This is a genomic window from Sphingomonas silueang (assembly GCF_040049155.1).
In the GTDB taxonomy this organism is placed as follows: Bacteria; Pseudomonadota; Alphaproteobacteria; order Sphingomonadales; family Sphingomonadaceae; genus Sphingomonas; species Sphingomonas silueang.
On record NZ_JBDZDK010000011.1, the window covers coordinates 110,725 to 133,121 of the forward strand.

Sequence of the window (22,397 nt, forward strand, 5' to 3'; positions counted from 1 at the left end):
CGACAGGCGTAAGGGAACGGCCATGACCGATCCCTTTTCCCTGTTCGACGCCTGGTTCGCCGAGGCGCGTGCAAGCGAGCCGAACGATTCCAATGCCATGGCGCTGGCCACCGCCGATGCGCGCGGGCGTCCGTCGGTGCGGATAGTGCTGCTCAAGGGGCACGGCCCCGACGGTTTCGTCTTCTACACCAACCGCGAGGGGCGCAAGGCGGGCGACCTTGCGGCGAATCCGCATGCCGCGCTGCTGTTCCACTGGAAGTCGCTGCGCCGCCAGATCCGCATCGAGGGGCCGGTGACACTGGCCACCGATGCCGAGTCGGACGCCTATTTCGCGTCGCGCGCGCGCGATTCGCAACTGGGGGCATGGGCCTCCGAACAGTCGCGCCCGCTCGACGACCGCGCGACCTTCGAGGCGCGCTTCGCCGAGGTGCAGGCGCGCTTCGACGGGCAGGACGTGCCGCGCCCGCCCTTCTGGGGCGGATACCGCGTGACGCCCGACAGCATCGAATTCTGGCAGGACCGTGCCCACCGGCTGCACGAACGTCGCGTCTTCACGCGCGACGGCGAGCGCTGGCGCGAAGGATTGCTGTTCCCATGACCGAGACCGAACGCAGGCGGGTGATCCCGCTCGCCACCCGCGCCGCCATCGCATCGGTGACGATGGCGCTGTTCCTGCTGGGACTGAAGGGGTTTGCCGCATGGCATACCGGGTCGGTCGCGATGCTCGGCAGCCTTGCCGACACCGCGCTCGACCTGCTGGCATCGCTGGTGACGCTGTACGGCGTGCGCCTCGCCGCGACGCCTGCCGATCACGACCATCGCTTCGGCCACGGCAAGGCGGAGGCGCTGGCGGCGCTGTTCCAGGTGATGCTGATCACCGCATCGGCGGCGGGCATCGCATGGCGCGCGATCGCCGCCTTCGGCGCACCGGGCGAGACGCAGGACGTGGAATTCGGCATCGGCGTGTCGGTGATCGCGATGATCGCCACCTTCGCGCTGCTCGCCTATCAGCGATCGATCATCGCCCGCACCGGATCGGTCGCGATCCGCGCCGACAATGTCCATTATCAGAGCGACCTGCTGCTCAACCTCGCGGTCATCGTGGCGATGGTGCTCGACCAGGTGTTCGGGGTGCGCGGGGCCGATCCGGTGATGGGCATATTGATCGCGCTGTGGCTCGGCTGGGGCGCGTTCCAGGCGTCGAGCCAGGCGATCGACCAGCTGATGGACAAGGAATGGCCCGAGGACGAACGCCGCGCGTTCCTCGAGGTCGCGGCACGGCAGGACGGCTTGCGCGGCATCCACGACTTCCGCACGCGCCGTTCGGGCAGCCACGAGTTCGCGCAGTTCCACATGGAGGTGGCGCGCGACATGACGGTCGCCGAGGCGCATGACGTGGTCGAGAATGTCGAGCGCGCGCTGCGCCGGGCGTTCCCCAAGGTGGAGGTGCTGATCCACCTCGATCCCGAGGGGCATGTCGATACCGACAATCCGCTGGTCGAGGCGGACGTGACGCCGCACTGGTTCGGCAAGCGCGTCGGAACCTATTGATGGCGCTGCCCTTCACGGTCGTCGATGCGTTCGCGAGCACGCCGTTCACCGGCAATCCGGCGGCGGTGATGCCGCTGGACGCATGGCCCGACGATGCGTTGCTCCAACGGATCGCCGCCGAGCATAATCTGTCGGAAACCGCCTTCGCCGTCCCGACGCAGGGCGATGCCGATTACGAGTTGCGCTGGTTCACGCCCACGACCGAGGTGGCGCTGTGCGGCCATGCGACGCTGGCGAGCGGGCATGTGCTGCTGGGCGATCGCGCGGGCGTTCGGTTCCGTACCCGCCGGGCGGGCGTGCTGGAGGTGCGCCGCGACGGCGAGGGCTATGCGCTCGACCTGCCCGTCACGCGGGTCGCGCCGGTCGCGGATGCGGCACTGCTCGCGGCGCTAGGCTGCGACGGACAGGTGTTCGCCAGCATTTCCGGTGCCGAGCAGACCAGCATCATCCTGGTCGAGGATGCGGCGACGGTGCGCGCGCTCGCTCCCGATATGGCGGCGCTGGCGCGGATCGAGGTGATGGCGATCGTCACCGCAGCGGGCACGGTCGCCGATGTCGAGAGCCGGGTGTTCGTGCCCGCATGGGGCGTGGACGAGGACCCGGTGACCGGATCGGCCCATGCCGCGCTCGCACCCTTCTGGGCGGAACGGCTGGGGCGGGAACGCTTCACCGCGTTTCAGGCGAGCGCGCGCGGCGGGCATTTGACGGTCGAACTGGCGGGGGATCGCGCGGTGCTGGGCGGGCGGTGCGCTACCGTCATGCGGGGCGAGGTGCTGGTCTGAGCGCCGGATAGAAGATTGGTTCGCGCGGAGGCGCAGAGGCGCGGAGAAGGTGCATTCGCCGCGCCTCTGCGCCTCCGCGCGAACCAACCTTCTCCCTGACTCAGCGCTCCCGCACCAATTGTCCTTGGCACCCCCCAAGCGATGGTTCGGTAGCAAAGCGCAACCGACACCCCATCTATCGGCGATGACCCGATATTCCATGCTCGACCTCGTGCCGATCCGCCAAGGCGGCACCCCCGCGCAGGCGCTGGCCGCCGCCGCCGATCTCGCCGCCCATGCCGAACGCGAGGGCTATCACCGCTATTGGGTGGCCGAGCATCACGGCATGGCGGGCATCGCCAGCGCCGCCACCGCCGTCGTCATCGGCCATGTCGCCGCCGCCACGCGGACGATCCGGGTCGGGGCGGGCGGGATCATGCTGCCCAACCATGCGCCGCTGACGATCGCCGAACAGTTCGGCACGCTCGACGCGCTGCATCCGGGTCGCATCGACCTGGGGCTGGGCCGCGCGCCGGGATCGGACCAGATCGTCGCGCGCGCACTGCGCCGCACGCTGGAGAGCGACCCCAACGCCTTTCCGCAGGACGTGGTCGAGCTGCAAGGCTATTTCGCCGACGACGGGCGCACCGGCATCCGCGCGGTGCCCGGCGCGGGGGCGAAGGTCGACCTGTGGATTCTCGGATCGTCGCTGTTCGGGGCGCAGCTGGCGGCGATGCTGGGGCTGCCCTATGCCTTCGCTTCGCACTTCGCGCCCGCCGCGCTGGATCAGGCGCTGGAGGCGTATCGCCGCAACTTCCGCCCCTCGGCGGTGCTCGACCGGCCCTATGCGGCGGCGGCGTTCAACGTGCTGGCCGCCGACAGCGACGAAGATGCGCGGCTGCTCGCCAGTTCGACCGAGCAGATGTTCGTCGCGATCCGCACCGGCAAGTCGATCGAACTGCCCCCGCCGGTCGCGGGCTATCGCGCGACGATCGGCGCGCAGGGCAATGCGATCCTCGACCATGTGCTCGAATGTTCGGCGATCGGCGGGCCGGAGACGGTGCGCAACGGCCTCGCCGCCTTCGTCGAGCGGACGGGGGTGGACGAGGTGATCGTCACCGGCGCGATGTTCGATCCGGAAGCGCGCAAGCGCAGCGCGACGATCGCGGCGCAGGCGATGCGGGGGCTATAGGCCGCCCCCTCTCCCGTTCGCTTCGAGCGCAGGGTCGAGCCTGTCGAGACCCGCCGTCGAGAAGGGGGTGCCCCTCACGCCGTGTTCTCGACGGACGCTTCTCGACAGGCTCGAAGCTGCTCGAACCGAACGGGAAGCAGCATCAGGCGGCGGGCAACCGCAACCGCACCAGCAGCCCGCCGAGGTCCTCGCTTTCCTCCAGCGAGGCGGTGCCCTCGTAAATCTCCGCCACGTCGCGCACGATGGCGAGGCCGAGGCCCGTCCCCGGCTTGCCCGAATCGAGCCGCACGCCGCGGTCGAAGATGCGCAGCCGGTCCGCCTCCGGGATGCCGCGCCCGTCATCCTCGACCAGCAGCTCGACGAAGCCCGCGTCGGCGCGCGCGGTGACGAACACGCTGCCGCCGCCATATTTCGCGGCGTTCTCGACGAGGTTGCCGAGGATCTCGTCGAGGTCCTGCCGCTCGATCCGCGCGATCAGGTCCTTCTGCCCGTCCACGTCGATGCGGACGTTGGGATAGAGCCGCGCGACCGCCCGCTCGACCGCCTCGACCGAGGCCCAGACATCGGCGCGGCTGTGCGCCGATCCGCGCCGCCCGACCGCACGGGCGCGGGCGAGGTGGTGATCGACCTGCCGCCGCATCGTCCGCGCCTCGCGGATCACCGTGTCGGCAAGATCGGCCTGCCCGGCGGCGGAGGCGTTCATGATGACGGTCAGCGGCGTCTTCAGCGCATGGGCGAGGTTGCCCGCATGGCGTCGCGCTTCCTCCGCCTGCCGGTCGTTGTGCTCGACCAGCGCGTTCAGCTCCTCGACCAGCGGCGCGACCTCGGCGGGCATCGCGCCCTCGACCCGCGCCGCCTGTCCCGCGCGCAGCCGCGAGATGGCGTCGCGCACCGCGCGTAAGGGGAGCAGCCCGTACCACGTCTGGAGCGCGGCCATCACGATCAGCCCGAGGCCCAGCAGCGCGAACGAGCGCACCAGCGTCTTGCGCAGCGCACCGATCGATCCGTCGAGCACGTCGCGCGACTCGGCGACCTGGAACCGCCACACCGTCCTGGACGCAGGCAGCGTCACGTCGCGCTCGGCGATGCGCAGCTTCTGCCCCGCGAACGGCTCGGCATCATAGATATGGACGTCGGTATAGCGCCGGGCGTGGTTGACCGGCAGTTCGCGGTCCCACAGCGAGCGCGACGGATAGGTCGCGTGGTTCGGCGCGCTGACCTGCCAGTACAGCCCCGAATAGGGTTCGATGAACCGCTGGTCGGACAGCTGGCGACTGAACGTCACCTCGCCGGTATTGTCGATCTCCGCCGACACCATCATCGAACGCAGCAGATATTCGAGGCCGTCGTCGGTGTTGCGGGTGATCGCGCCGGTCAGCACCCGGTCGAGCGCGAAGCCGCCTCCCGCCAGCAGCAGCAGGATCCAGCAGGCGGCGATGACGATCAGCCGCCGCGAGAGCGATCCCGTCACCCGGACATAGGTGCGGGGGGCGGGATCGGTCGCCCTGGTCATCGCCCGCGCGTCAGCCCTCCGCGCCCGCGGGCTTCGGCGCGCCCGGTTCGTCGAGGCTGTAGCCGAGGCCACGGATCGTCGTGATGACGTCCGGCCCCAGCTTCTTGCGGATGCGCGTCACGAACACCTCGATCGTGTTCGAATCGCGGTCGAAATCCTGGTCGTAGATATGCTCGATCAGCTCGGTCCGGCTGACCACCTTGCCCTTGTGGTGGAGCAGATAGCTGAGCAGCTTGTATTCCTGCGCGGTCAGCTTCACCGGCTCGCCCGCCTTCGTCACCTTGCCCGAGCGGGTGTCGAGGCGGATGTCGCCTGCGGTCAGTTCGGCCGAGGCATTGCCCGAGGCGCGGCGGATCAGCGCGCGCAGCCGGGCGATCAGTTCCTCGGTCTGGAACGGCTTGGCGACATAGTCGTCGGCGCCCGCGTCCAGCCCGGCGACCTTGTCCGACCAGCTGTCGCGCGCGGTCAGCACCAGCACCGGGGCGACGCGCCCCTCTTTCCGCCAGCGGTCGAGCACGGTCAGCCCGTCGATCTCGGGCAGGCCGAGGTCGAGGATGATCGCGTCATAGGTTTCGGTGGAGCCGAGGAAATGCCCCTCCTCGCCATCGGTGGCGAGGTCGACGGCATAGCCCGCGCCTTCGAGGGTGGCGCGGAGCTGCCGACCGAGATTGGGTTCGTCCTCGACGATCAGGACGCGCATGGGCTGTTCTCCCCTGTGGTTATCGGCTGCGGCCGACGATCTGCCCGGTGCGGGCATCGGCATCGACCCAGATGACCGCCCCATCGCGCAGGAACTTCAGCGTGTAAATGCCGCGCTCGGGATCATAGTCGAAGCCGAGATATTGCGCGCCGCGCATCTGCGGCACGACCCGCGCCTCGATCTCGCGCAGCGGCAGGATGCGGCCCTGCGCGCGCGCCTCGCTGGCGGCGCGGTGATCGCGCAGCAGCTGTCCGGGCATCGCCTGCGCGACACCCGGCACCGCCAGCAACCCAAGAGCCAGGAACCGAACGACCATCGACATGCGGCGTGACATAGCGGCAACGCATTGAACAGTCCGTGAATAGGGCAGACAGGCTGGCGTAACTTGCTTCGTCGGCGACTGCGGCTTACCTGCCACACATGGCTGCACCGATCTTGTCCTATGAGGGCCTTGGACTCGTCCAGGGCAATGGCTGGCTGTTCCGCGGGCTCGACATCCATGTCGGCACGCGCGACCGGCTGGCGCTGATCGGACGCAACGGCGCTGGCAAGACCACGCTGCTGAAACTGATCGCAGGCGCGATCGATGCCGACGAGGGGCGGCGCACGATCGTGCCGGGCACCCATGTCGTGCTGCTGGAACAGGACCCCAAGGTCGACGGCTATGCCACGCTGCGCGACTTCGCGCTGCGCGGGCCGCGCGCCCCCGCCGAACATGAAGTCGACGCGATCGCCGACCAGCTCGGCATCGACCTCACCCGCGAGGCGGCGACCGCGTCGGGTGGTGAGCGCCGGCGCGCGGCGATCGCACGCGCGCTGGCCGAGAATCCCGATGTGCTGCTGCTCGACGAGCCGACCAACCACCTCGACCTGTCGGCGATCGAATGGCTGGAGGAATGGCTCAACCGCTTCACCGGCGCGTTCATCGTCATCAGCCACGATCGCACCTTCCTGACCCGGCTGACGAAATCGACGCTGTGGCTCGACCGTGGCGGCATCCGCCGTTCCGAGATCGGCTTCGGCGGGTTCGAGGCGTGGATGGAACAGGTCGCTGCCGAGGAGGAGCGCGCGGCGCAACGCCTCGACGCCAGGCTCAAGATCGAGGAGCACTGGCTGCACCGCGGCGTGACCGCGCGGCGCAAGCGCAACATGGGGCGGCTGGAGAAGCTGCACGAACTGCGCGCCGAACGCGCGGCGATGCAGGGGCCGCAGGGCACCGCCAGATTGCAGGTCGAGGCCGACGACACCAAGACCAAGGTGGTGATCGATGCCGAACATGTGACCAAGGCGTTCGGCGACCGGGTGGTGCTGAAGGACTTTTCGCTCCGCGTCCGGCGCGGCGACCGTATCGGCATCGTCGGCGGCAATGGCGCCGGCAAGACGACGCTGCTGCGGCTGCTGACCGGCGATCTCGAACCCGATTCGGGCAGGATCGCGCGCGCCAGGACGCTGGACGGCATCGTCATCGATCAGCAGCGCAAGCTGATGGCCCCGGAAAAGCGGGTGCGCGACGTGCTGGCCGACGGCGGCGACTGGATCGAGGTGGGCGGCTCAAAGAAGCACGTCCACGGCTATCTCAAGGAATTCCTGTTCGACCCCTCGATCGCCGAGGCGCGGATCGCAACGCTGTCGGGCGGGGAACGCTCGCGGCTGCTGCTGGCGCGCGAATTCGCGCGGCCGTCGAACCTGCTCGTGCTGGACGAGCCGACCAACGACCTCGACCTCGAGACGCTCGACCTGTTGCAGGAGGTGATCGGCGATTATGCCGGCACGGTGCTGATCGTCAGCCACGACCGGGACTTCCTCGACCGGACGGTGACGGTGACGCTGGGGATGGACGGCAGCGGCCATGTCGATGTCGTGCCCGGCGGCTATGCCGACTGGGTGGCCAAGCGGCGCGAGCGGACGGTGGCGAAGGCCAAGGCGGCGAAACCGGTCGAGGCGGCAGCCAGGCCGAAATCGACCAAGATGAGCTACAAGGACCAGCGCGATCTCGACCTGCTGCCGAAGCGGATCGAGGAGCTGGAAGCGGCGATCGCACGCGACGAGGCGCTGCTGGCCGACCCCGCGCTCTATACCAAGGACCCCAAGCGCTTCGCCGCACTCAACGCCCAGATCGAACAGGCCCGCGCGGAAAAGGACGCGGCGGAGGAACGCTGGCTGGCGCTGGCCGAGATGGCGGAGGCATAAAATTCCTCCCCGCCCGCGGGGAGGGAAATCGGCCGCAGGCTGGGGGAGGAGGATCGCCGCAAACGCCATCGTCCGTGGACACCCCCCTCCACCACCGCTTCGCGGCGGCCCCCCTCCCCGTGCCGGGGAGGAGCTTCAGACTGCCTTGCCGTGCCGCCCGGCAAGGTCCGTCACATATTGCCACGCCACCCGCCCCGAGCGGCTGCCGCGCTTCGTCGCCCAGCCGATCGCGTCCTGCGCATCGAACGGCAGCGCATAGGCCGCGCAATAGCGTTCGACGATCGCGACATAGTGATCCTGATCCACCGCATGGAACCCCAGCGACAGGCCGAAGCGGTCGGCCAGCGCCAGCGCATCGTCCACCGTGTCGCGCGGGTTGATCGCGCTGTCCTGTTCCTTGAGGTCGCGCGGCACGAGGTGGCGGCGGTTCGCCGTGACGACCAGCCGGACGTTGGCGGGCCGCCCTTCCGCGCCCCCCTCCAGCAGCGAGCGCAGCGCGCGGCCCTCGGCGGGGGTGTCGAAGCCGAGATCGTCGACGAACACGACATAGGCACGGTCCACCCCGGCCAGCAGCGCGAACAGCGCGGGCAGCCGGTCGAGCGCGGTCGCGGGTGCCTCCACCAGCGCCAGCGCGCCGCCGCCCGCCTGCACATGGCCGACCGCCGCCTTCACCACCGCCGACTTGCCGGTGCCGCGCGCGCCCCACAGCAGCACGTCATGCGCCGCCGCGCCGCTCGCCAGCCGCTCGAGATTGGCGCGCAGCGCCGCCTTCTGCGCATCGATGCCCACCAGCCGATCGAACGGCACCGGGCGGAACCCGCGCGCCGCGCGCAGCACGCTGCCGTCCCAGCCATAGGCGGGATAGGCCAGCGGATCGGCGGCGGGCGGCGGCGGGGGCGACAGCCGTTCGAGCGCGGCGGCGATGCGGAGCAACGGATCGGTCATCCCCGCGCCATAGAACGCACCCGCCCGAGCCGCTACCCCGCGACGTCGGCCAGATGCCCGGCGATCACCGCGTTGCCCGGGGCCAGCCGTGCGGCCATCTGCAACACCGGCAGCGCCGCATCGTCATTGCCCGCCGCCGCCAGCGCCCGGCCATAGGCGTCGGCGACCAGCGGGTTGGTCGGGGCCAGCGCATAGGCCGCCGCGCCGAACGAGACCGCCACGTCGGCCTGCTCCACCCCGACATAGCCGATCGCGAGGCCTGCCAGTACCGCCGCGTCGCGATTGCCGGTCAGTTCGCGCAACTGCTCGAACGTATCGACCGCGCCCGCCATGTCGTCCGCCGCCAGCTGCCATTCGCCCATCAGGCGCAGTGCGGCTACGTTGCGCGGGTTCTGCGACAGGAACAGCGACAGCGCGGCGCTCGCCTCCACCCGTTGCCCGGCGCGGACGCGGGCGTCGACCAGCCGCAGCATCGTCGGCTCGTCGAACCGGCCCGCGGCGGCGGCCTGATAGGCGCGTGCCGCCTCGCCCATGCGTCCGGCGGTGGCCAGCGCATCGCCCAGCACCAGTTGCGCGGCGGACGCCCCGCGATTGGCGGCGACCACCGCCCGCGCGGCGGCCAGCGCGGCGGCATGGTCGCCCGCCGCCGACAGCGCGCGGATATAGGGAATCGCCACCGCCGGATCGCCCGGATGCGGGCGCGCCGCCGCCGCCAGCACGGCGCGGGTCTGGTCGGGGGCGAAGGCGGCGGAGCGCCCGCGCACCGGCAGCGCCGCCCGGTCGAGCAGCACCGCCGCCCCGCCCCGGTCGCCCAGCCGTTCGAGCGCACGCGCCGCCAGCGTCAGCGTGTGGCTGTCGGCATCGGCACGCTCGGCGGCGGGGCGGATATAGTCGAGCGCCTCGCGCGCACGGTCAGCCCGGAGCAGCGCCAGCGCGATCAGCTTGCGCGCGGTGATGTTGGTCGGCTGCCGCGCGACCAGTTCGCCCAGCGCCGCGACCGCCTGCGTCGGGGCACCCTCGCTCAGGTCGAGCGACGCGGCGAGCAGCAATGCGCCGGGCACGCCGCGCATCCCGTCGCCCGCGCGTTGCAGCACGCTGCGCGCGGTGGCGGTATCCCCCGCCCGTGCCGCCAGCACCGCCTGGAGATAATAGCCCTGCGCGCTGCCCGGTCGTGCCGCCATCGCGCGGCGCACCGCGCCCAGCATCGCCTGCGTCTGCCCGGCATCGCCCAGCGTCGCGGCATATTCGATCAGCGTGTCGTGCGCATAGGGGTCGCGCGCCAGTGCCGCCTCGAACCACGGCAGCGCGGCGGTCAGGCCATATTGGGTCCGCACCGTCTCGGCACGCAGCCGCAGCGCGTCGGGCGAGTCGGGCGCGGCATCGACCGCCGCGATCGCCGCGTTGATCGCGCCGATGGTGTCGCCCGCCCCCATCCGCATCCGCGCGAGCGCGACCCATGCCGCGCCGTCATAGGGCCGCCGCGCGACGATCCGCTGGAGCAGCGCCAGCCCGGCGGCGACATTGCCGCTGCGCGCCAGCGCCTCCGCCCGGATGCGGTCGCCGTAGCGGGCATAGGCAGGCGCGGTCTGCCGCACCTCCGCCAGCGCAGCCCTCGCGTCGCCCTGCAACAGCCGGGCATGCGCGCGCAGGTGATGCGCGTTCGCCGGAGCGAAGCCGCCCGCGACCGCCCGGTCGAGCGCCGCCTCCGCCTGCACCCCCTCGCCCAGCGCGAGGTGCATCCGCGCCAGCACCGCCTGCGCGAAGCCCCAGTCGGGATCGGCGACGACCGCCGCCCGCGCGCGGGTGCGCGCCACGCTCCAATGCCCCGCCTCATAGGCACCGAGCGCCTGCGCCAGCGCCCGCCGTGCGTCGGCGGCATCCGCGCGCGCAGGCCGTGCTCCCCCCGCCGCCGCGATCAGCGCCGCCGCCAGTGCCAGTCCCATGCCGCCCAGCAGCGCGCGGAGCGATCGGTCAGGGTTGCAGGTCATAGGCCTTCATCAGATCGTAGAGCGTCGGGCGACTGATCCCGAGCAGGCGGGCGGTGCCCGAGATATTGCCCTGCGCGCGGGCCAGTGCGCGGACGATCGCCGCGCGATCCGCCGCCTCGCGCACCGCCTTCAGGTTGAGCGGCGCATCCTCGGGCGTGCCGAGGTCGAGATCGGCGGCGGTGACATATTTCTCGTCGGCCATGATCGCCGCGCGCTTCACCCGGTTCTCGAGTTCGCGGACATTGCCGGGCCAGCCCCAGCCGTCGATCGCCGCCAGCGCGTCGGGCGCGAAGCGACGCGGGGTCAGCCCCATCTGCCGCACGTGCCGATCGAGGAACGCCCGCGCCAGCAGCACCGCATCGCCGCTGCGCTCGGCCAGGGTCGGAATGCGTACGACGATCTCGGCGAGGCGGTAATAGAGATCCTCGCGGAACCGCCCGTCGGCGACCATCGCGTCGATGTCCTGATGCGTCGCGCACACGATGCGGGTGTCGACCGGGATGGCCTTGCGCCCCCCGATCCGCTCGATCACCCGTTCCTGCAGGAAGCGCAGCAGCTTCACCTGAAGCGCGAGCGGTACGTCGCCGATCTCGTCGAGGAACAGCGTGCCGCCCGCCGCCTGTTCGATCTTGCCGGGCGTGGTGCGGATCGCGCCGGTGAACGCACCCTTCTCATGGCCGAACAGCTCGCTTTCCAGGAGCGTCTCGGGGATGGCGGCGCAATTGATCGCGACGAACGCGCCGCTGCGCCTGCGCGAGGCATCGTGCAGCGCGTGCGCCAGCAGTTCCTTGCCGGTGCCCGACGCGCCGAGCAGCATCACCGAGACGTCGGCGGGGGCGACGCGCTCGATCGTGCGCGTGACCTTCAGCATCTCGGGCGCGGCGGTCAGCATGCCGCCGAGCACGCTCTGCCCCGCCGCCCGCGCCGCCAGCCGCCGGTTCTCCGCCTCCAGCGCATGGACGTGGAACGCGCGGCCGACGATCATCCCCAGCGCGTCGATATCGATCGGCTTGGCATAGAAATCCCACGCGCCCAGTTCGATCGCCCGCAATGCGCTGGCATGTTCGCCGTGCCCGGTCGCGACGACGATCTTGGTATCGGGTTTCAGCGCGAGGATCGCCTCCATCGTCGCGAACCCCTCCGCCACGCCGTCGGGATCGGGCGGGAGGCCGAGGTCGAGCGTCACCACGTCGGGCGCATCGGCGCGCACCGCCGCCAGCGCCGCCTCCCGGTCGCCCGCCACCGCGATGCGATAGCCGTCATAGGCCCAGCGCAACTGCCGCTGAAGGCCGGGATCGTCCTCGACGATCAGCAGGCACGGTGCGGCGCTCATGCCGCTGCCGCCATGGCGCCGGTCGCCGCGCGCAGCGTCACGCGGAAGCGGGTGCCGCGCCCCGGTACCGATTCGACCGCGATCCGCCCGCCCATCGCCTCGGTCAGCTGCCGCGCCTCATAGGCGCCAATGCCGAAGCCGCCGGGCTTGGACGAGACGAACGGGCGGAACAGTTCGTCGCGCACGAACCGCGCGGTCATGCCGATGCCGCTGTCGATCACCTCGATCCACGGTTCGCCGCCGTCGCTGCCGGTCACGATCCGTACCGGGGCCGCGCCGCCCGCGTCGATCGCATTGTGGACGAGATGATCGACCACCTGCTGCAACCGCGCCGGATCGGCTGCGGCCAGCGGGCTGCCGTCGCCCTCGACCACCACCTCGCCGCGCAGGCGGAAGCGCAGCGCGGCGCGCAGCGCCACGCCGTCCAGCGCCACCGCGCCCGCCGCGGCGATGCGCGGCGGCTCGCGCTCGGCGAGGCGGGCGAGCAGGTCGTTCATCCGCGCCGCCGATTCGTTGAGCGTGGCGACCATGTCGGCGCGGAAATCGGGGTTGTCGGCGTGGCGTTGCGCATTGCGGGCAACTAGGCTCAACTGGCTTACGATATTCTTCACGTCGTGGAGGATGAAGGCGAAGCGGCGGTTGAATTCCTCGAACCGGCGCGCCTCGGCCAGCGCGCCCTGCGCCCGTGCCTCGGCCAGATAGCTGGCGACCTGCCGCCCGGCGATGCGCAGCAGGTCGAAATCCTCCCAGTCGAGCGCGCGCGGCACCGGCGGGCGGGCGAGCAGGATCGCACCGGTCAGCTGCCCCAGATGCGGCAGCGGCACCAGCGCCCACGCCTCGCCCTGCGCCAGCAGCGCGCCCGGCAGCGCCTGCGCATCGGCGGCGCTGCCTTGGCCGTGCCGCACCGCGTCGATCTCGAGGATGCGCCCGGTATCCGCCAGATAGCGGGCAAGGTCCGGCGCGCCCTCGACCAGCGCGACCTCGCCGTCCCAGCGCCACGACGCCTGCACCGCCAGCGCGCCGCCGTCGGCGACCAGCAGCAGCCCGGCGGGCGAATCGGTCAGGTCGGCCAGCGCCTTGACCAGCCGTTCGTCGAGCGGCGCGCCGCCCTTGGGCTCGCCCAGCGTCTCGGTGAAGCGGGTCCATTCGGCGCGATAGTCGTAGCGGTGGCGGAAGAAATGCTTGGCGAGCTTGACCCGCGCCCATGCCCGCAGCCAGCCCGACGATGCCGCGGCGACGACCGCGGCGGTCGATCCGAACACGAATGCCGCCTGGAGCAGCCGGGCATAGCCGCCGCCCAGCGCCGCGATCAGCGCGACCGCCATGATCGTCACCGCGAAATAGGCGGCGAGACCCAGCAGCGACAGCGAATGGAACGCGACCGCGCGCGACAGCTGCACCGCCCCGCCGCCGCGCCGCGACAGTGCCAGCGCGATCATCCCCGCCAGCGCGGTGACGGCGAACCCGCGCGCCGCGCCCAGTTCGCCCGGCACGCTGCCGATCAGATAGCGCACGATGCCGAAATTGGCGTCGATCAGCCACAGCGCGCCTGCCGCCAGCAGCACCAGCCGCGCCGATGCGGAGGCGGTGGCCGGGAACATGCCGTGGAGCAGCGCCAGCGCGCCCAGCGCCGCCAGCGCGCGCAGCATCGTCGCCGCCTCCGCCACCGCCGCCATATCGGGACCGGCGGTACCGGCGGCGAGGAAATGGAGCAGCGTCTGCACGACATCGACGGCGGCGACCGCGCCGAACGCCAGCGTGACGGCGGGACCGTGCCGCCCGTCGCTTAGCCGCTGCACCGCGAACAGCACCGCCAGCCAGCCGAGCGTGCGCCCGCCCTCCAGCAGCAGCGTCACGGTCGAGGTCGTCCCGATCCCCGCGACCGACAGCGCCCAGAGCGCGGTCGTCGCCAGCGCGGCGGCGAGCAGTCCGTCCGGCGGCAGGTCGGGGGCATGCTCGCGCCGGAGCGCCCACAGCGCCAGCGCGCCGAACAGCAGCGCGGCGCTGGCATGGCCCCAGATGAGCAGCCCGGTCAGCATCGCCGCCTCACCGTGCCCCGCTCGACCACAGGATCACCCGCAATGTCTGGAGCAGGATCAGCAGGTCGAGGAACGGCGAATAATTCTTGGCGTAATACAGGTCGTATTCGAGCTTCTGCCGGGCATCGTCGATCGACGCGCCATAGGGATAGTTGATCTGCGCCCAGCCGGTGATCCCCGGCTTCACCATGTGCCGCTCGGCATAATAGCGCAGCGCCTCTTCGAGATCGGCGACGAACTGCGGGCGTTCGGGACGCGGGCCGACGAAGCTCATCTCGCCCTTCAGCACGCTCCAGCATTGCGGCAGCTCGTCGATGCGCGTCTTGCGCAGGAAGCGGCCGACGCGGGTGATGCGCGGATCGTCCTTTTCCGCCCATACGGCGGTGCCCGCCACCTCGGCATCGGTGCGCATCGAGCGCAGCTTGGGAATGTCGAACGGCACGCCGTACAGCCCGACGCGGCGCTGGCGGTAGAAGACCGGCCCCTTGCTGTCGAGCTTCACCAGCAGCGCGGCGAGCAGGATCAGCGGCAGCGTGAGCGTGAGCAACGTCGCGCTGGCGGCGATGTCGAACAGCCGCTTGAAGATGCTGGAGAACATTCGCCCCGACGAAAAACCGTCCGAGAAGATCAGCCACGACGGGTTCACGCTGTCGAGGTCGACGCGCCCCGTCTCCCGTTCGAGGAAGGTCGATATCTCGTTGACGTGCACGCCGGTGGTGCGGATGCGCAGCAGATCCTTGAGCGGCAACGCGCCGCGCCGTTCCTCCAGCGCCAGTACGACCTCGGCCGCGCGCAGCGACACGACGTGATCGGCCAGGTTGTGGATCGCATCGCGGGCGATCGCCTCCGGGATCATCCGGTCGCTCTCGCGCATCGCGACATAGCCGACGACCATGAACCCCGCCCCGCGCGACTGGCCCAGCTGCTTCAGCCGCAGCGCCCGCGCGCCCGCGCCCAGCACCACCACCCGCCGCTTGAACGCCTGCCCGCCGAAGAAGGTGCCGGTGACGAGCCGCAGCACCGCCAGCAGCACGCACGCGAAGACCATGGCGTAGAACAGGTTCGACCGCCACAGCATGATCGAGGGCATGAAGAACAGCAGCACCGCGATGAAGATCACGCCGAGCGAGATCGCCACCAGCAGCCGCGCGGCGGCGAAGCGCAGCGACTGGAGCGCGTCGGCGCCATAGACCCCGACCGCGACCATCGCGACCTGGAGGCTGACCGCGAAGCTGACCAGTTCGGGGATGCGCCGGTGCGTCGGCACGATCCCCATGCCGATCTGCATCGCGCGCACCACCCAGCCGAGCTCGGCGGCGAACAGCAGCACCACGAAGTCCAGCGCGCCGAGCACGAGCACGGCATAGGGCACATAGTGCTTGAAGAGCCGGATCATCAGGCACGGTCCATAACAGGTGTAAGGTCAGCCGACACCTGACCGCTATCGCTTCAAAGGGCAAAGAATTGCTGAACGCAAGGGATACTAATCCGGCACTCATTGTTGTAGCGAAACGGCCACCGCTTCTGGCTGCCATGGCACGCGCCCGTGCCACATCGGAGAAGGACCCGCATGTCGTCGCATCCCGCTATCGTCCCCGTCATTCTGTCCGGGGGATCGGGAACCCGACTGTGGCCGATGTCCCGCCCCGAAAAGCCCAAGCAGTTCCTCGCGCTGACCGCCGAGGAGACGATGCTGCAACTGACCGCCCGCCGCACGGTGGGCGAGCAATATGCCGCGCCGATCGTCGTCGCCAACGCATCGCATGCGGCGGCGGTCGAGGAACAGCTCGCCGCGGTCGACCTGTCGCCGCAGGCGGTGATCCTCGAACCCGCCGGGCGCAACACCGCGCCCGCGATCGCGCTGGCCGCGATCCAGGCCGGGGGCGATTCGGCGCTGCTGGTCATGCCCTCCGACCATGTGATCGCCGATCTCGATGCGTTCCAGGCGGCGATCGACCTTGCGCTGCCGCTGGTCGCCGAAGGCTGGCTCGTCACCTTCGGCATCACCCCCGATGCGCCGGAGACCGGCTATGGCTGGATCAAGGTCGGCGAGGCGCTGGTCGACGGCGTGCACCGCGTCGACCGCTTCGTCGAGAAGCCGCCGCTGGATGCCGCCCGGGCGATGCTGGCATCGGGCGACCATGCGTGGAACGGCGGCATCTTCCTGTTCCGCGCCGACAAGTTCCTCGAGGCGCTCGAAACCCATGTCCCCGCCATCGCGCGGGCGGCACGGCGCTCGATGGACCTTGCCGCGCGCGACGGCGTGTGCATCCGCCCCGATGCCGAGGCGTTCGCCGCCTGCCCGTCCGATTCGATCGACTATGCGGTGATGGAGCGCGCCGAGCGCGTCGCCGTCGCGCCGGTCGCCATGGGCTGGAACGACGTGGGCAGCTGGGACGCGCTGCACGCGATCAGCGAGCTCGATGCCGAGCGCAACAGCCATGGCGGCGACGTCACCATCCTCGATTCGACCGGCTGCCTCGTCCGCTCCGACGGGGTGCGCATCGCGATGATCGGGGTGAGCGACCTGATCGTCGTCGCCAGCGGCAACGACGTGATGATCCTGCCGCGCGGCCGGTCGCAGGAAGTCAAACGGCTGCTGGAAGCACTCAAGAACTGAGCCGTACCAAGGGATACGATTCCGCTTTTCTTTCGCCCGGCGCTATCTAAGCTGTTGGGCGCAAAAGGAGTGGGCGGCGTATGCGTGGTCGGTTCGGAGCGGCGTTGGGCGTGCTGGCGATGTTGTCGGCATGCGGCGGGGGCGGCGGCAGCGGCAGCGTATCCGGCGGGGCGAGCGGATCGACGCCCACCCCCTCGCCTACCCCGACCGCCTCGCCCACGCCGACCGCGACCGCGGGCTGTTCGCTGCGCGAGCGGCAGGACTGGGCATTGGCCCAGCTGCGCGAATGGTATCTCTTCCCCGAGACGCTGCCCGCCACGCTCGATCCGACGCCCTATTCGACGGTCGATGCCTATATCGACGCGCTGACCGCCACCGCGCGGGCACAGCGCAAGGACCGCTATTTCACCTATCTCACCTCGATCGCCGAGGAGAATGCCTATTACAGCTCGGGCTCGACCGCCGGGTTCGGCACCCGCTTCGCGCTCGATTCCACCGGGCGGCGGTTGTTCGTGATCGAATCGTTCGAGGGCGCACCCGCACTGGCCGCCGGGATCGACCGCGGGACCGAGATCACCCAGATCGGCACCACCACCGGCAATCTGCGCAACGTGTCGGACATCATCGCTGCAGAGGGTACGGACGGTCTTACCAACGCGCTCGGCCCCGACACGCCGGGCACCGCCCGCGTGTTCCGTTTCCGCACCCTCGAGGGCACGACGACCACCGCCACCGTGGCCAAGACCGATTTCAGCCTGCTGCCGGTGTCGACCCGCTATGGCGCCAAGGTGATCCAGGACGGGTCGAAGCGCGTCGGCTATATCAACCTGCGCACCTTCATCACCCCCGCCAACCAGCCGCTGCGCGACGCCTTCGCCAGTTTCCGCGCGCAGGGCATCACCGAGTTCGTCATCGATTTCCGCTACAACGGCGGCGGGCTGATCTCGGTCGCCGAACTGATGGGCGACCTGCTGGGCGGCGGCAAGACGTCGAGCCAGGTCTACAGCTACACCACCTTCCGCCCCGAGAAGTCGGCGGAGAACGAGGTCAAATATTTCGCGCCCACCGCGCAGTCGGTGACGCCGACCAAGATCGCCTTCATCGGCACCGGTCGCACCGCCTCGGCCAGCGAACTCGTCATCAACGCCTTCGTCCCCTATCTCGGCAGCAACATGGCGCTGGTGGGGTCGAACACCTATGGCAAGCCGGTCGGGCAGATCGCGCTCGACCGTGCCGGATGCGACGACCGGCTGCGCGTGGTGGCGCTGGCGGTGCAGAACTCGGCGCGCTCGGCGGCCTATTACGGCGGGCTCGCGACCACCGTGCCCAACACCTGCCGCGCCAGCGACGACATCGGCTATCCGCTGGGCGACGCGCGCGAGGATTCGGTCGCCCGCGCGCTCGACTTCCTCGCCGGGCGGCAGTGCACCCGGATCAGCACGACCGCCGCCGCCGACGCGACCGGCACCAACGCCGCGCGCACCCTTGCCGAGCCGGACGGCCTGACGCTGCTCCAGCCCGACCGCCCCTCGACGGTGCAGCGCGAGGTGCCGGGGGTGTTCTGAACCCCCACGGTCGGTTAACGCGGCACCGAAAGGAACGCGAACGATGGCCGACGACGACTATGTCTATGACGAGGCGAGCGGGGAATGGGTGCCCGCGTCGCAGCAGCGGGCGGCCGAGTCCGCCGGGGAGGAGCTCGTCGTGCGCGACGCGGTGGGCAATGTGCTGGCCGACGGCGATGCGGTGACGCTCATCAAGGACCTGACCGTCAAGGGCGCCGGGCAGACGCTGAAGCGCGGCACCCGCATCCGTTCGATCCGGCTGACCGGCGATGCGCAGGAGATCGACTGCAAGTACGACGGGATCAAGGGGCTGGTGCTGCGCGCCGAGTTCGTGCGGCGGGCATGATCCCGGCGGGGATCGACCCGAGCTGGGAGGCGTCGCTCGCCCCGGTGTTCGCGAGCGACGGCATGGCGGCCCTGCGCGATTTCCTGAAGGCCGAGAAGGCGGCGGGCAAGCGCATCCTGCCGCATTCGCGCGACTGGTTCGCGGCGCTGGCGCTGACCCCGCTCGATCGGGTGCGGGTCGTGATCCTCGGGCAGGATCCCTATCACGGCCCCGGACAGGCGCATGGGCTGAGCTTTTCGGTGCGGCCCGGCGTGGCGGTGCCGCCGTCGCTGCGCAACATCTTCAGGGAACTGCACGACGATCTGGGGATCGTGCCGCCCGCGCACGGGTTCCTCGACCATTGGGCGCGGCAGGGGGTGCTGCTGCTCAACAGCGTGCTGACCGTCGAGCAGGGGCGCGCCGCATCGCATGCCGGGCACGGGTGGGAGGCGCTGACCGATGCGGTGATCCATGCCGTCGCCGAACGCAGCGAACCCGGCGTGTTCCTGCTGTGGGGATCGCATGCGCAGAAGAAGGCGGGCTTCGTGCGCGACGTGCGGGCGGGCGGGCGGCATCTGGTGCTGCGTGCGCGGCATCCCTCGCCGCTGTCGGCGCACAGCGGCTGGTTCGGCAGTCGCCCGTTCAGCCAGGCCAATGCCTTCCTCGAGGCGCGGGGGCGTGGCGCCATCGACTGGTCGCTGCCGCCGGTCGGTACGCAGGCGGAACCTTTGGGCGCGACCGGCGATTGATGCCGCTCGCCCGCCGGTGCGGCGGGAGGGTCAAAGGGGTTTTAGCATGAAGACGATGATGAAGGCCGGCGGCATGGCCGCGCTGCTGATGCTGGGCGCGTGCGGTGGCAATGCCGACGACAAGGCCGCCGACAATATCGAGGCGATGACCGAGAACCGCGCCGACGCGCTGGAGGCACAGGCCGACGCGACCAATAACGAGCAGGTCGAGGACGCGCTGGAGGCACAGGCCGAGAACGTCCGCGACATGGGCGAGGACGCCGCCGACAAGGCCGACGACGACGACAATGCGATGGTCGAGCAGGCGGTGGCGAACCGGATGTAAGGCGCGCCGGGCAAGGTGCAGCCATGGCTGCACCGCGCCAGACAGGCGTGCCCGGCCGGCGGCACCACCGGTGCCGTCCGACGCCACGGGCTTCGCCCGTGGCCCCCACCGCTACTGCGCGGGCGGCACCACCGCAGGCAGCGCCTCGACGCCGTTCAGGTCGAACCGCGTCATCGTGACCGCCGAACAGCCATAGGTCGCCTGGTTGCGCCATGTCGCCGGTCGCATCGCCCCGGCGAGCGCGGGCTGCTTCGTGGCCAGCGTGGTGGCGGCGTCGCCGGTCTGCCCGGCATAGACCAGACCGTCGTAGCGACCATGCGTCGCGGTGCGCAGGTTCACATAGGGGATGAAGTCGCCGAGATAGGCGACCTCGCCCGGCTTCACCTCGACCACCGGCGCGCCGAAGCAGTTGGTGCTCGTCGCCAGCAACGGCCCGGCGGTCATCGCGTTCAGGACATAGGCGCCGGGCGTCACCCGCACGACCTGCACCTCATAGGGCGCCTTCTTGTCGCCGCTGCCGATCATCAGCTGATACGTCGTCTGGTCGCCCTTCGCCTTCCAGTCGCGCGGGCGATAGACGATGTCGCGCTTGTCGATGTCGTAGCGCATCAGGTCGATCATCGCCGAGCGGCCCGCGCTCGCCGGATCGGGGCGGCGGAAGCCGATAACGATCGCCGCCTCGTCCGGCCCCGGCACGATCGGGACGGCGGGATCGATCTTCCTGCCGACGAACACGCTGCCCGGGCCGGTCAGCGGCGCGTCGAGCTTCAGCGCATCGTCGGCGAACATCGCGAAGCTGGTCTGTTCGGTCAGCTTGCCGTTCACCTCGGCAGCACCCAGCGCCTGGTTCAGATGCGCCTCGCGCGCCTCCGGCGTCATCGCGATCACCGGGGCGGCGGCGGCAGCGGTCGGCTCGACCAGCCGCCAGCCGCGGATCAGCATGCAGTTCTGGCGGTTCGCGCGCCGCTGCGCCCCCTGCGCCAGCGCCGCGCCGAGCAGCCCGCCCAGCCCCCCGCCGATCCCCGCCGCGATCGGCGAGATGACCGCCGGATTGTAATAGACCGGCACCATGCCCGAAGGCGTGCGCGATCCGCGCGCGATCAGGCGGCACTGCTGCCACGCCGCGTCATACTCGGCACGGGTCGCGCCGGGGCGGTTGTAGAAGCGCGTCGGCGTCAGGTCGCGCGCGGCATCCTCGGCGATCTCCTTCGGATCGTCGTCGGGCGGCGGGGCCACTGCATCCTGCGCCACCGGCGTGGTGGTGCCGCCGCCGGTCGGAACCATCATCGTCGCCTGTGCCAACGCATGGGACGGCAGCAGCAGCGCCATCCCGACCAGAATCGAGCCTCTCATGTCTGTCCCCCTGTCCGGCATCCTCCCCAGGTGCCGATCGGGCGGAAATCTATCATCGTATGCGATTTGCGGAAGGGGGATTTCCGGGCCCGAAGTTTACAAACTTTACACTCGTGGCGTGGGTTTGCGGCGGCGGCGCGGTTCGGCGGGCGGCACGATGCCGCGCTTGGCCAGTTCCAGTTCGATCCCGAACGCTTCGCCGAGCGGCCCCGGCTCGGGCAGGTACGGCAGGTCGGGATCGTCCGCGCGGGGCGGCGGCGGCGGCGCATCGGGTCGGGGGCGATAGGGATCGAGGAAATACGGCACCGTGCCGTCGCCCAGATCGGCGATCAGCAGCGCATCGTTCAGTGCCTCGCGGTCGAGCAGCGCCTCGGGTGCTTCCGGCGCGACGGGGGCCAGCCGGTCGAGCGCCTCGGCGATCGGCAGCGCGGTGTTGCCGCCCGCGCGCCTGCGCCGGGTACGGCCGTAGCGATCGGGATAATGGGCGGCGAGCAGGAACATCAGCAGCCGGTCGCTGTTGCGGTGGCGCACCCCGCAGCGGCGACCGTCGCGGTCGAACACCACCTCCTCGGTGCCGTGCACGGCGCGCTCGAACGCGACGTCGACCAGCATGTTCACCGCCTGCGCCACCGCCGCATCCCATGCGCGGGCAAAGCCCTCGCTGCCCGGCGCGCGGCGCAGGGCATAGGCGCCGACCCGCGTCATGCCGACGCTGCGCGCGGCGCGATCGACCGATCCCATATCGGCCAGCGCCTCGATGAACGCGCGCTGGCGCTCCTCGGTCCAGCCGTCGGCGCGTGGCCTGCGGCGCACCGGCACCCAGCGATAGTCCGCCGGGTCATAGCCGTGCGCGTCGAGATGAGGCGTCGGGGACAACGGGACGGCGAGGTCGCCGGTCGCGGCCGGGGTGGGGACGAGCGCCGCTTCGGGCGCTGGCGAAAGCTCGGGGGCGAGCGGGGCGGTCTTGGTGCGCATGGCGGCGAGCCGAGCATAAGGCGCGGGGTGTAGGACAGCAGGAGGTCGGGGTGTTGGAGATTTTGCGGGTGGGGTGTGGCTTTGGGGGGACATTGGCCGTGGCAGCCCAGAATATTGCGGTGGACGCCACATCACGTTTCGGGAATAACCCTAGGGCGTGTGGGGATTCACAAAGCTTTACGAATGTGATTCACGCTTTGGATGGACCGAGACGTACTGACGGATGCCCAATGGGCGAAGATTGAGCCACATTGTCTGGGCAAGCGGACTGAT

General features: G+C 70.5%; 20 protein-coding genes. 10 read left to right on the plus strand and 10 right to left on the minus strand.

The genetic code is table 11. The features are described 5' to 3' along the window. Positions 1 to 22: 22 nt before the first annotated feature. From pdxH to ABLE43_RS12465, 4 genes are all read left to right on the plus strand, one after another. Complete coding sequence (gene pdxH, locus ABLE43_RS12450) at positions 23 to 598, plus strand: pyridoxamine 5'-phosphate oxidase (protein ID WP_348978757.1); 576 nt, start codon at positions 23 to 25, stop codon at positions 596 to 598. Beyond that, positions 595 to 1,551, plus strand: coding sequence for a cation diffusion facilitator family transporter (locus ABLE43_RS12455; protein WP_348978758.1), 957 nt, complete (start codon positions 595 to 597; stop codon positions 1,549 to 1,551). The genes pdxH and ABLE43_RS12455 overlap by 4 nt, the downstream gene beginning before the upstream one ends. Continuing rightward, complete coding sequence (locus tag ABLE43_RS12460; protein WP_348978759.1) at positions 1,548 to 2,333, plus strand: PhzF family phenazine biosynthesis protein; 786 nt, start codon at positions 1,548 to 1,550, stop codon at positions 2,331 to 2,333. Before ABLE43_RS12455 ends, ABLE43_RS12460 begins: the two co-directional genes overlap by 4 nt. Positions 2,334 to 2,517: 184 nt before the next feature. After that, the gene (locus tag ABLE43_RS12465; RefSeq protein WP_348978760.1) at positions 2,518 to 3,504 is read left to right on the plus strand and encodes an LLM class flavin-dependent oxidoreductase; all 987 of its coding nucleotides are present in this window, start codon (positions 2,518 to 2,520) and stop codon (positions 3,502 to 3,504) included. A gap of 142 nt (positions 3,505 to 3,646) precedes the next feature. Here ABLE43_RS12465 and ABLE43_RS12470 read toward each other — a convergent pair whose 3' ends face one another. From ABLE43_RS12470 to ABLE43_RS12480, 3 genes are read right to left on the minus strand one after another with little or no spacing between them, the layout of a single operon-like run. Continuing rightward, complete coding sequence (locus tag ABLE43_RS12470) at positions 3,647 to 5,017, minus strand: sensor histidine kinase (RefSeq protein WP_348978761.1); 1,371 nt, start codon at positions 5,015 to 5,017, stop codon at positions 3,647 to 3,649. 10 nt (positions 5,018 to 5,027) lie between these two features. Beyond that, positions 5,028 to 5,717 (minus strand): response regulator transcription factor, encoded by a 690-nt coding sequence (locus ABLE43_RS12475; protein ID WP_348978762.1) that lies wholly within the window; start codon positions 5,715 to 5,717, stop codon positions 5,028 to 5,030. Between the two features lie 19 nt (positions 5,718 to 5,736). Next, positions 5,737 to 6,039, minus strand: coding sequence for a hypothetical protein (locus tag ABLE43_RS12480; RefSeq protein ID WP_348978763.1), 303 nt, complete (start codon positions 6,037 to 6,039; stop codon positions 5,737 to 5,739). A 98-nt stretch (positions 6,040 to 6,137) separates the two neighbouring features. Here ABLE43_RS12480 and ABLE43_RS12485 point away from each other — a divergent pair, with 98 nt between their 5' ends. After that, complete coding sequence (locus tag ABLE43_RS12485; protein ID WP_348978764.1) at positions 6,138 to 7,907, plus strand: ABC-F family ATP-binding cassette domain-containing protein; 1,770 nt, start codon at positions 6,138 to 6,140, stop codon at positions 7,905 to 7,907. A gap of 135 nt (positions 7,908 to 8,042) precedes the next feature. Here ABLE43_RS12485 and ABLE43_RS12490 read toward each other — a convergent pair whose 3' ends face one another. From ABLE43_RS12490 to ABLE43_RS12510, 5 genes are read right to left on the minus strand one after another with little or no spacing between them, the layout of a single operon-like run. Further along, positions 8,043 to 8,852 carry a DUF815 domain-containing protein gene (locus tag ABLE43_RS12490; RefSeq protein ID WP_348978765.1) on the minus strand — a complete coding sequence of 270 codons (810 nt, stop codon included), beginning with the start codon at positions 8,850 to 8,852 and terminating at the stop codon, positions 8,043 to 8,045. Between the two features lie 32 nt (positions 8,853 to 8,884). Next, entirely contained in the window at positions 8,885 to 10,840 is a 1,956-nt protein-coding gene (locus ABLE43_RS12495; RefSeq protein WP_348978766.1) for a tetratricopeptide repeat protein, read from the minus strand. Continuing rightward, a complete protein-coding gene (gene prsR, locus ABLE43_RS12500; RefSeq protein ID WP_348978767.1) occupies positions 10,824 to 12,173 on the minus strand; it encodes a PEP-CTERM-box response regulator transcription factor in 1,350 nt (449 codons plus the stop codon). Before prsR ends, ABLE43_RS12495 begins: the two co-directional genes overlap by 17 nt. Further along, on the minus strand, positions 12,170 to 14,212 hold the full coding sequence (gene prsK, locus ABLE43_RS12505; RefSeq protein WP_348978768.1) for an XrtA/PEP-CTERM system histidine kinase PrsK: 2,043 nt from the start codon (positions 14,210 to 14,212) through the stop codon (positions 12,170 to 12,172). The genes prsR and prsK overlap by 4 nt, the downstream gene beginning before the upstream one ends. Positions 14,213 to 14,219: 7 nt before the next feature. Continuing rightward, complete coding sequence (locus tag ABLE43_RS12510; RefSeq protein WP_348978769.1) at positions 14,220 to 15,608, minus strand: TIGR03013 family XrtA/PEP-CTERM system glycosyltransferase; 1,389 nt, start codon at positions 15,606 to 15,608, stop codon at positions 14,220 to 14,222. Between the two features lie 174 nt (positions 15,609 to 15,782). Here ABLE43_RS12510 and ABLE43_RS12515 point away from each other — a divergent pair, with 174 nt between their 5' ends. The 5 genes from ABLE43_RS12515 (at position 15,783) to ABLE43_RS12535 (ending at position 19,796) form a co-directional block, all read left to right on the plus strand. Next, complete coding sequence (locus ABLE43_RS12515) at positions 15,783 to 16,832, plus strand: mannose-1-phosphate guanylyltransferase/mannose-6-phosphate isomerase (RefSeq protein ID WP_348978770.1); 1,050 nt, start codon at positions 15,783 to 15,785, stop codon at positions 16,830 to 16,832. Positions 16,833 to 16,912: 80 nt separating this feature from the next. Next, entirely contained in the window at positions 16,913 to 18,397 is a 1,485-nt protein-coding gene (locus tag ABLE43_RS12520; protein WP_348978771.1) for a S41 family peptidase, read from the plus strand. A 43-nt stretch (positions 18,398 to 18,440) separates the two neighbouring features. Beyond that, a complete protein-coding gene (locus tag ABLE43_RS12525; protein WP_348978772.1) occupies positions 18,441 to 18,743 on the plus strand; it encodes an alkylphosphonate utilization protein in 303 nt (100 codons plus the stop codon). Beyond that, positions 18,740 to 19,471, plus strand: coding sequence for a uracil-DNA glycosylase (gene ung / locus ABLE43_RS12530; RefSeq protein ID WP_348978773.1), 732 nt, complete (start codon positions 18,740 to 18,742; stop codon positions 19,469 to 19,471). The genes ABLE43_RS12525 and ung overlap by 4 nt, the downstream gene beginning before the upstream one ends. Positions 19,472 to 19,517: 46 nt before the next feature. Further along, positions 19,518 to 19,796 (plus strand): hypothetical protein, encoded by a 279-nt coding sequence (locus tag ABLE43_RS12535; RefSeq protein ID WP_348978774.1) that lies wholly within the window; start codon positions 19,518 to 19,520, stop codon positions 19,794 to 19,796. 111 nt (positions 19,797 to 19,907) lie between these two features. Here ABLE43_RS12535 and ABLE43_RS12540 read toward each other — a convergent pair whose 3' ends face one another. Together ABLE43_RS12540 and ABLE43_RS12545 are read right to left on the minus strand one after the other, a co-directional pair. Then, positions 19,908 to 21,149, minus strand: a complete 1,242-nt coding sequence (locus ABLE43_RS12540; RefSeq protein ID WP_348978775.1) for a hypothetical protein — start codon at positions 21,147 to 21,149, stop codon at positions 19,908 to 19,910. Positions 21,150 to 21,254: 105 nt separating this feature from the next. Then, complete coding sequence (locus tag ABLE43_RS12545) at positions 21,255 to 22,124, minus strand: hypothetical protein (RefSeq protein ID WP_348978776.1); 870 nt, start codon at positions 22,122 to 22,124, stop codon at positions 21,255 to 21,257. Between the last annotated feature and the right edge of the window lie 273 nt (positions 22,125 to 22,397).

Coding starts and splice junctions, on each gene's coding strand:
- ABLE43_RS12490 (WP_348978765.1), bottom strand. CDS start 8,852: ATGACCGATCCGTTGCTCCGCATCGCCGCCGCGCTCGAACGGCTGTCG.
- ung (WP_348978773.1), top strand. CDS start 18,740: ATGATCCCGGCGGGGATCGACCCGAGCTGGGAGGCGTCGCTCGCCCCG.
- ABLE43_RS12520 (WP_348978771.1), top strand. CDS start 16,913: ATGCGTGGTCGGTTCGGAGCGGCGTTGGGCGTGCTGGCGATGTTGTCG.
- ABLE43_RS12535 (WP_348978774.1), top strand. CDS start 19,518: ATGAAGACGATGATGAAGGCCGGCGGCATGGCCGCGCTGCTGATGCTG.
- ABLE43_RS12455 (WP_348978758.1), top strand. CDS start 595: ATGACCGAGACCGAACGCAGGCGGGTGATCCCGCTCGCCACCCGCGCC.
- ABLE43_RS12470 (WP_348978761.1), bottom strand. CDS start 5,017: ATGACCAGGGCGACCGATCCCGCCCCCCGCACCTATGTCCGGGTGACG.
- ABLE43_RS12495 (WP_348978766.1), bottom strand. CDS start 10,840: ATGACCTGCAACCCTGACCGATCGCTCCGCGCGCTGCTGGGCGGCATG.
- ABLE43_RS12525 (WP_348978772.1), top strand. CDS start 18,441: ATGGCCGACGACGACTATGTCTATGACGAGGCGAGCGGGGAATGGGTG.
- ABLE43_RS12485 (WP_348978764.1), top strand. CDS start 6,138: ATGGCTGCACCGATCTTGTCCTATGAGGGCCTTGGACTCGTCCAGGGC.
- ABLE43_RS12515 (WP_348978770.1), top strand. CDS start 15,783: ATGTCGTCGCATCCCGCTATCGTCCCCGTCATTCTGTCCGGGGGATCG.
- ABLE43_RS12475 (WP_348978762.1), bottom strand. CDS start 5,717: ATGCGCGTCCTGATCGTCGAGGACGAACCCAATCTCGGTCGGCAGCTC.
- ABLE43_RS12480 (WP_348978763.1), bottom strand. CDS start 6,039: ATGTCGATGGTCGTTCGGTTCCTGGCTCTTGGGTTGCTGGCGGTGCCG.
- ABLE43_RS12465 (WP_348978760.1), top strand. CDS start 2,518: ATGACCCGATATTCCATGCTCGACCTCGTGCCGATCCGCCAAGGCGGC.
- ABLE43_RS12540 (WP_348978775.1), bottom strand. CDS start 21,149: ATGAGAGGCTCGATTCTGGTCGGGATGGCGCTGCTGCTGCCGTCCCAT.
- pdxH (WP_348978757.1), top strand. CDS start 23: ATGACCGATCCCTTTTCCCTGTTCGACGCCTGGTTCGCCGAGGCGCGT.
- prsK (WP_348978768.1), bottom strand. CDS start 14,212: ATGCTGACCGGGCTGCTCATCTGGGGCCATGCCAGCGCCGCGCTGCTG.
- ABLE43_RS12545 (WP_348978776.1), bottom strand. CDS start 22,124: ATGCGCACCAAGACCGCCCCGCTCGCCCCCGAGCTTTCGCCAGCGCCC.
- prsR (WP_348978767.1), bottom strand. CDS start 12,173: ATGAGCGCCGCACCGTGCCTGCTGATCGTCGAGGACGATCCCGGCCTT.
- ABLE43_RS12510 (WP_348978769.1), bottom strand. CDS start 15,608: ATGATCCGGCTCTTCAAGCACTATGTGCCCTATGCCGTGCTCGTGCTC.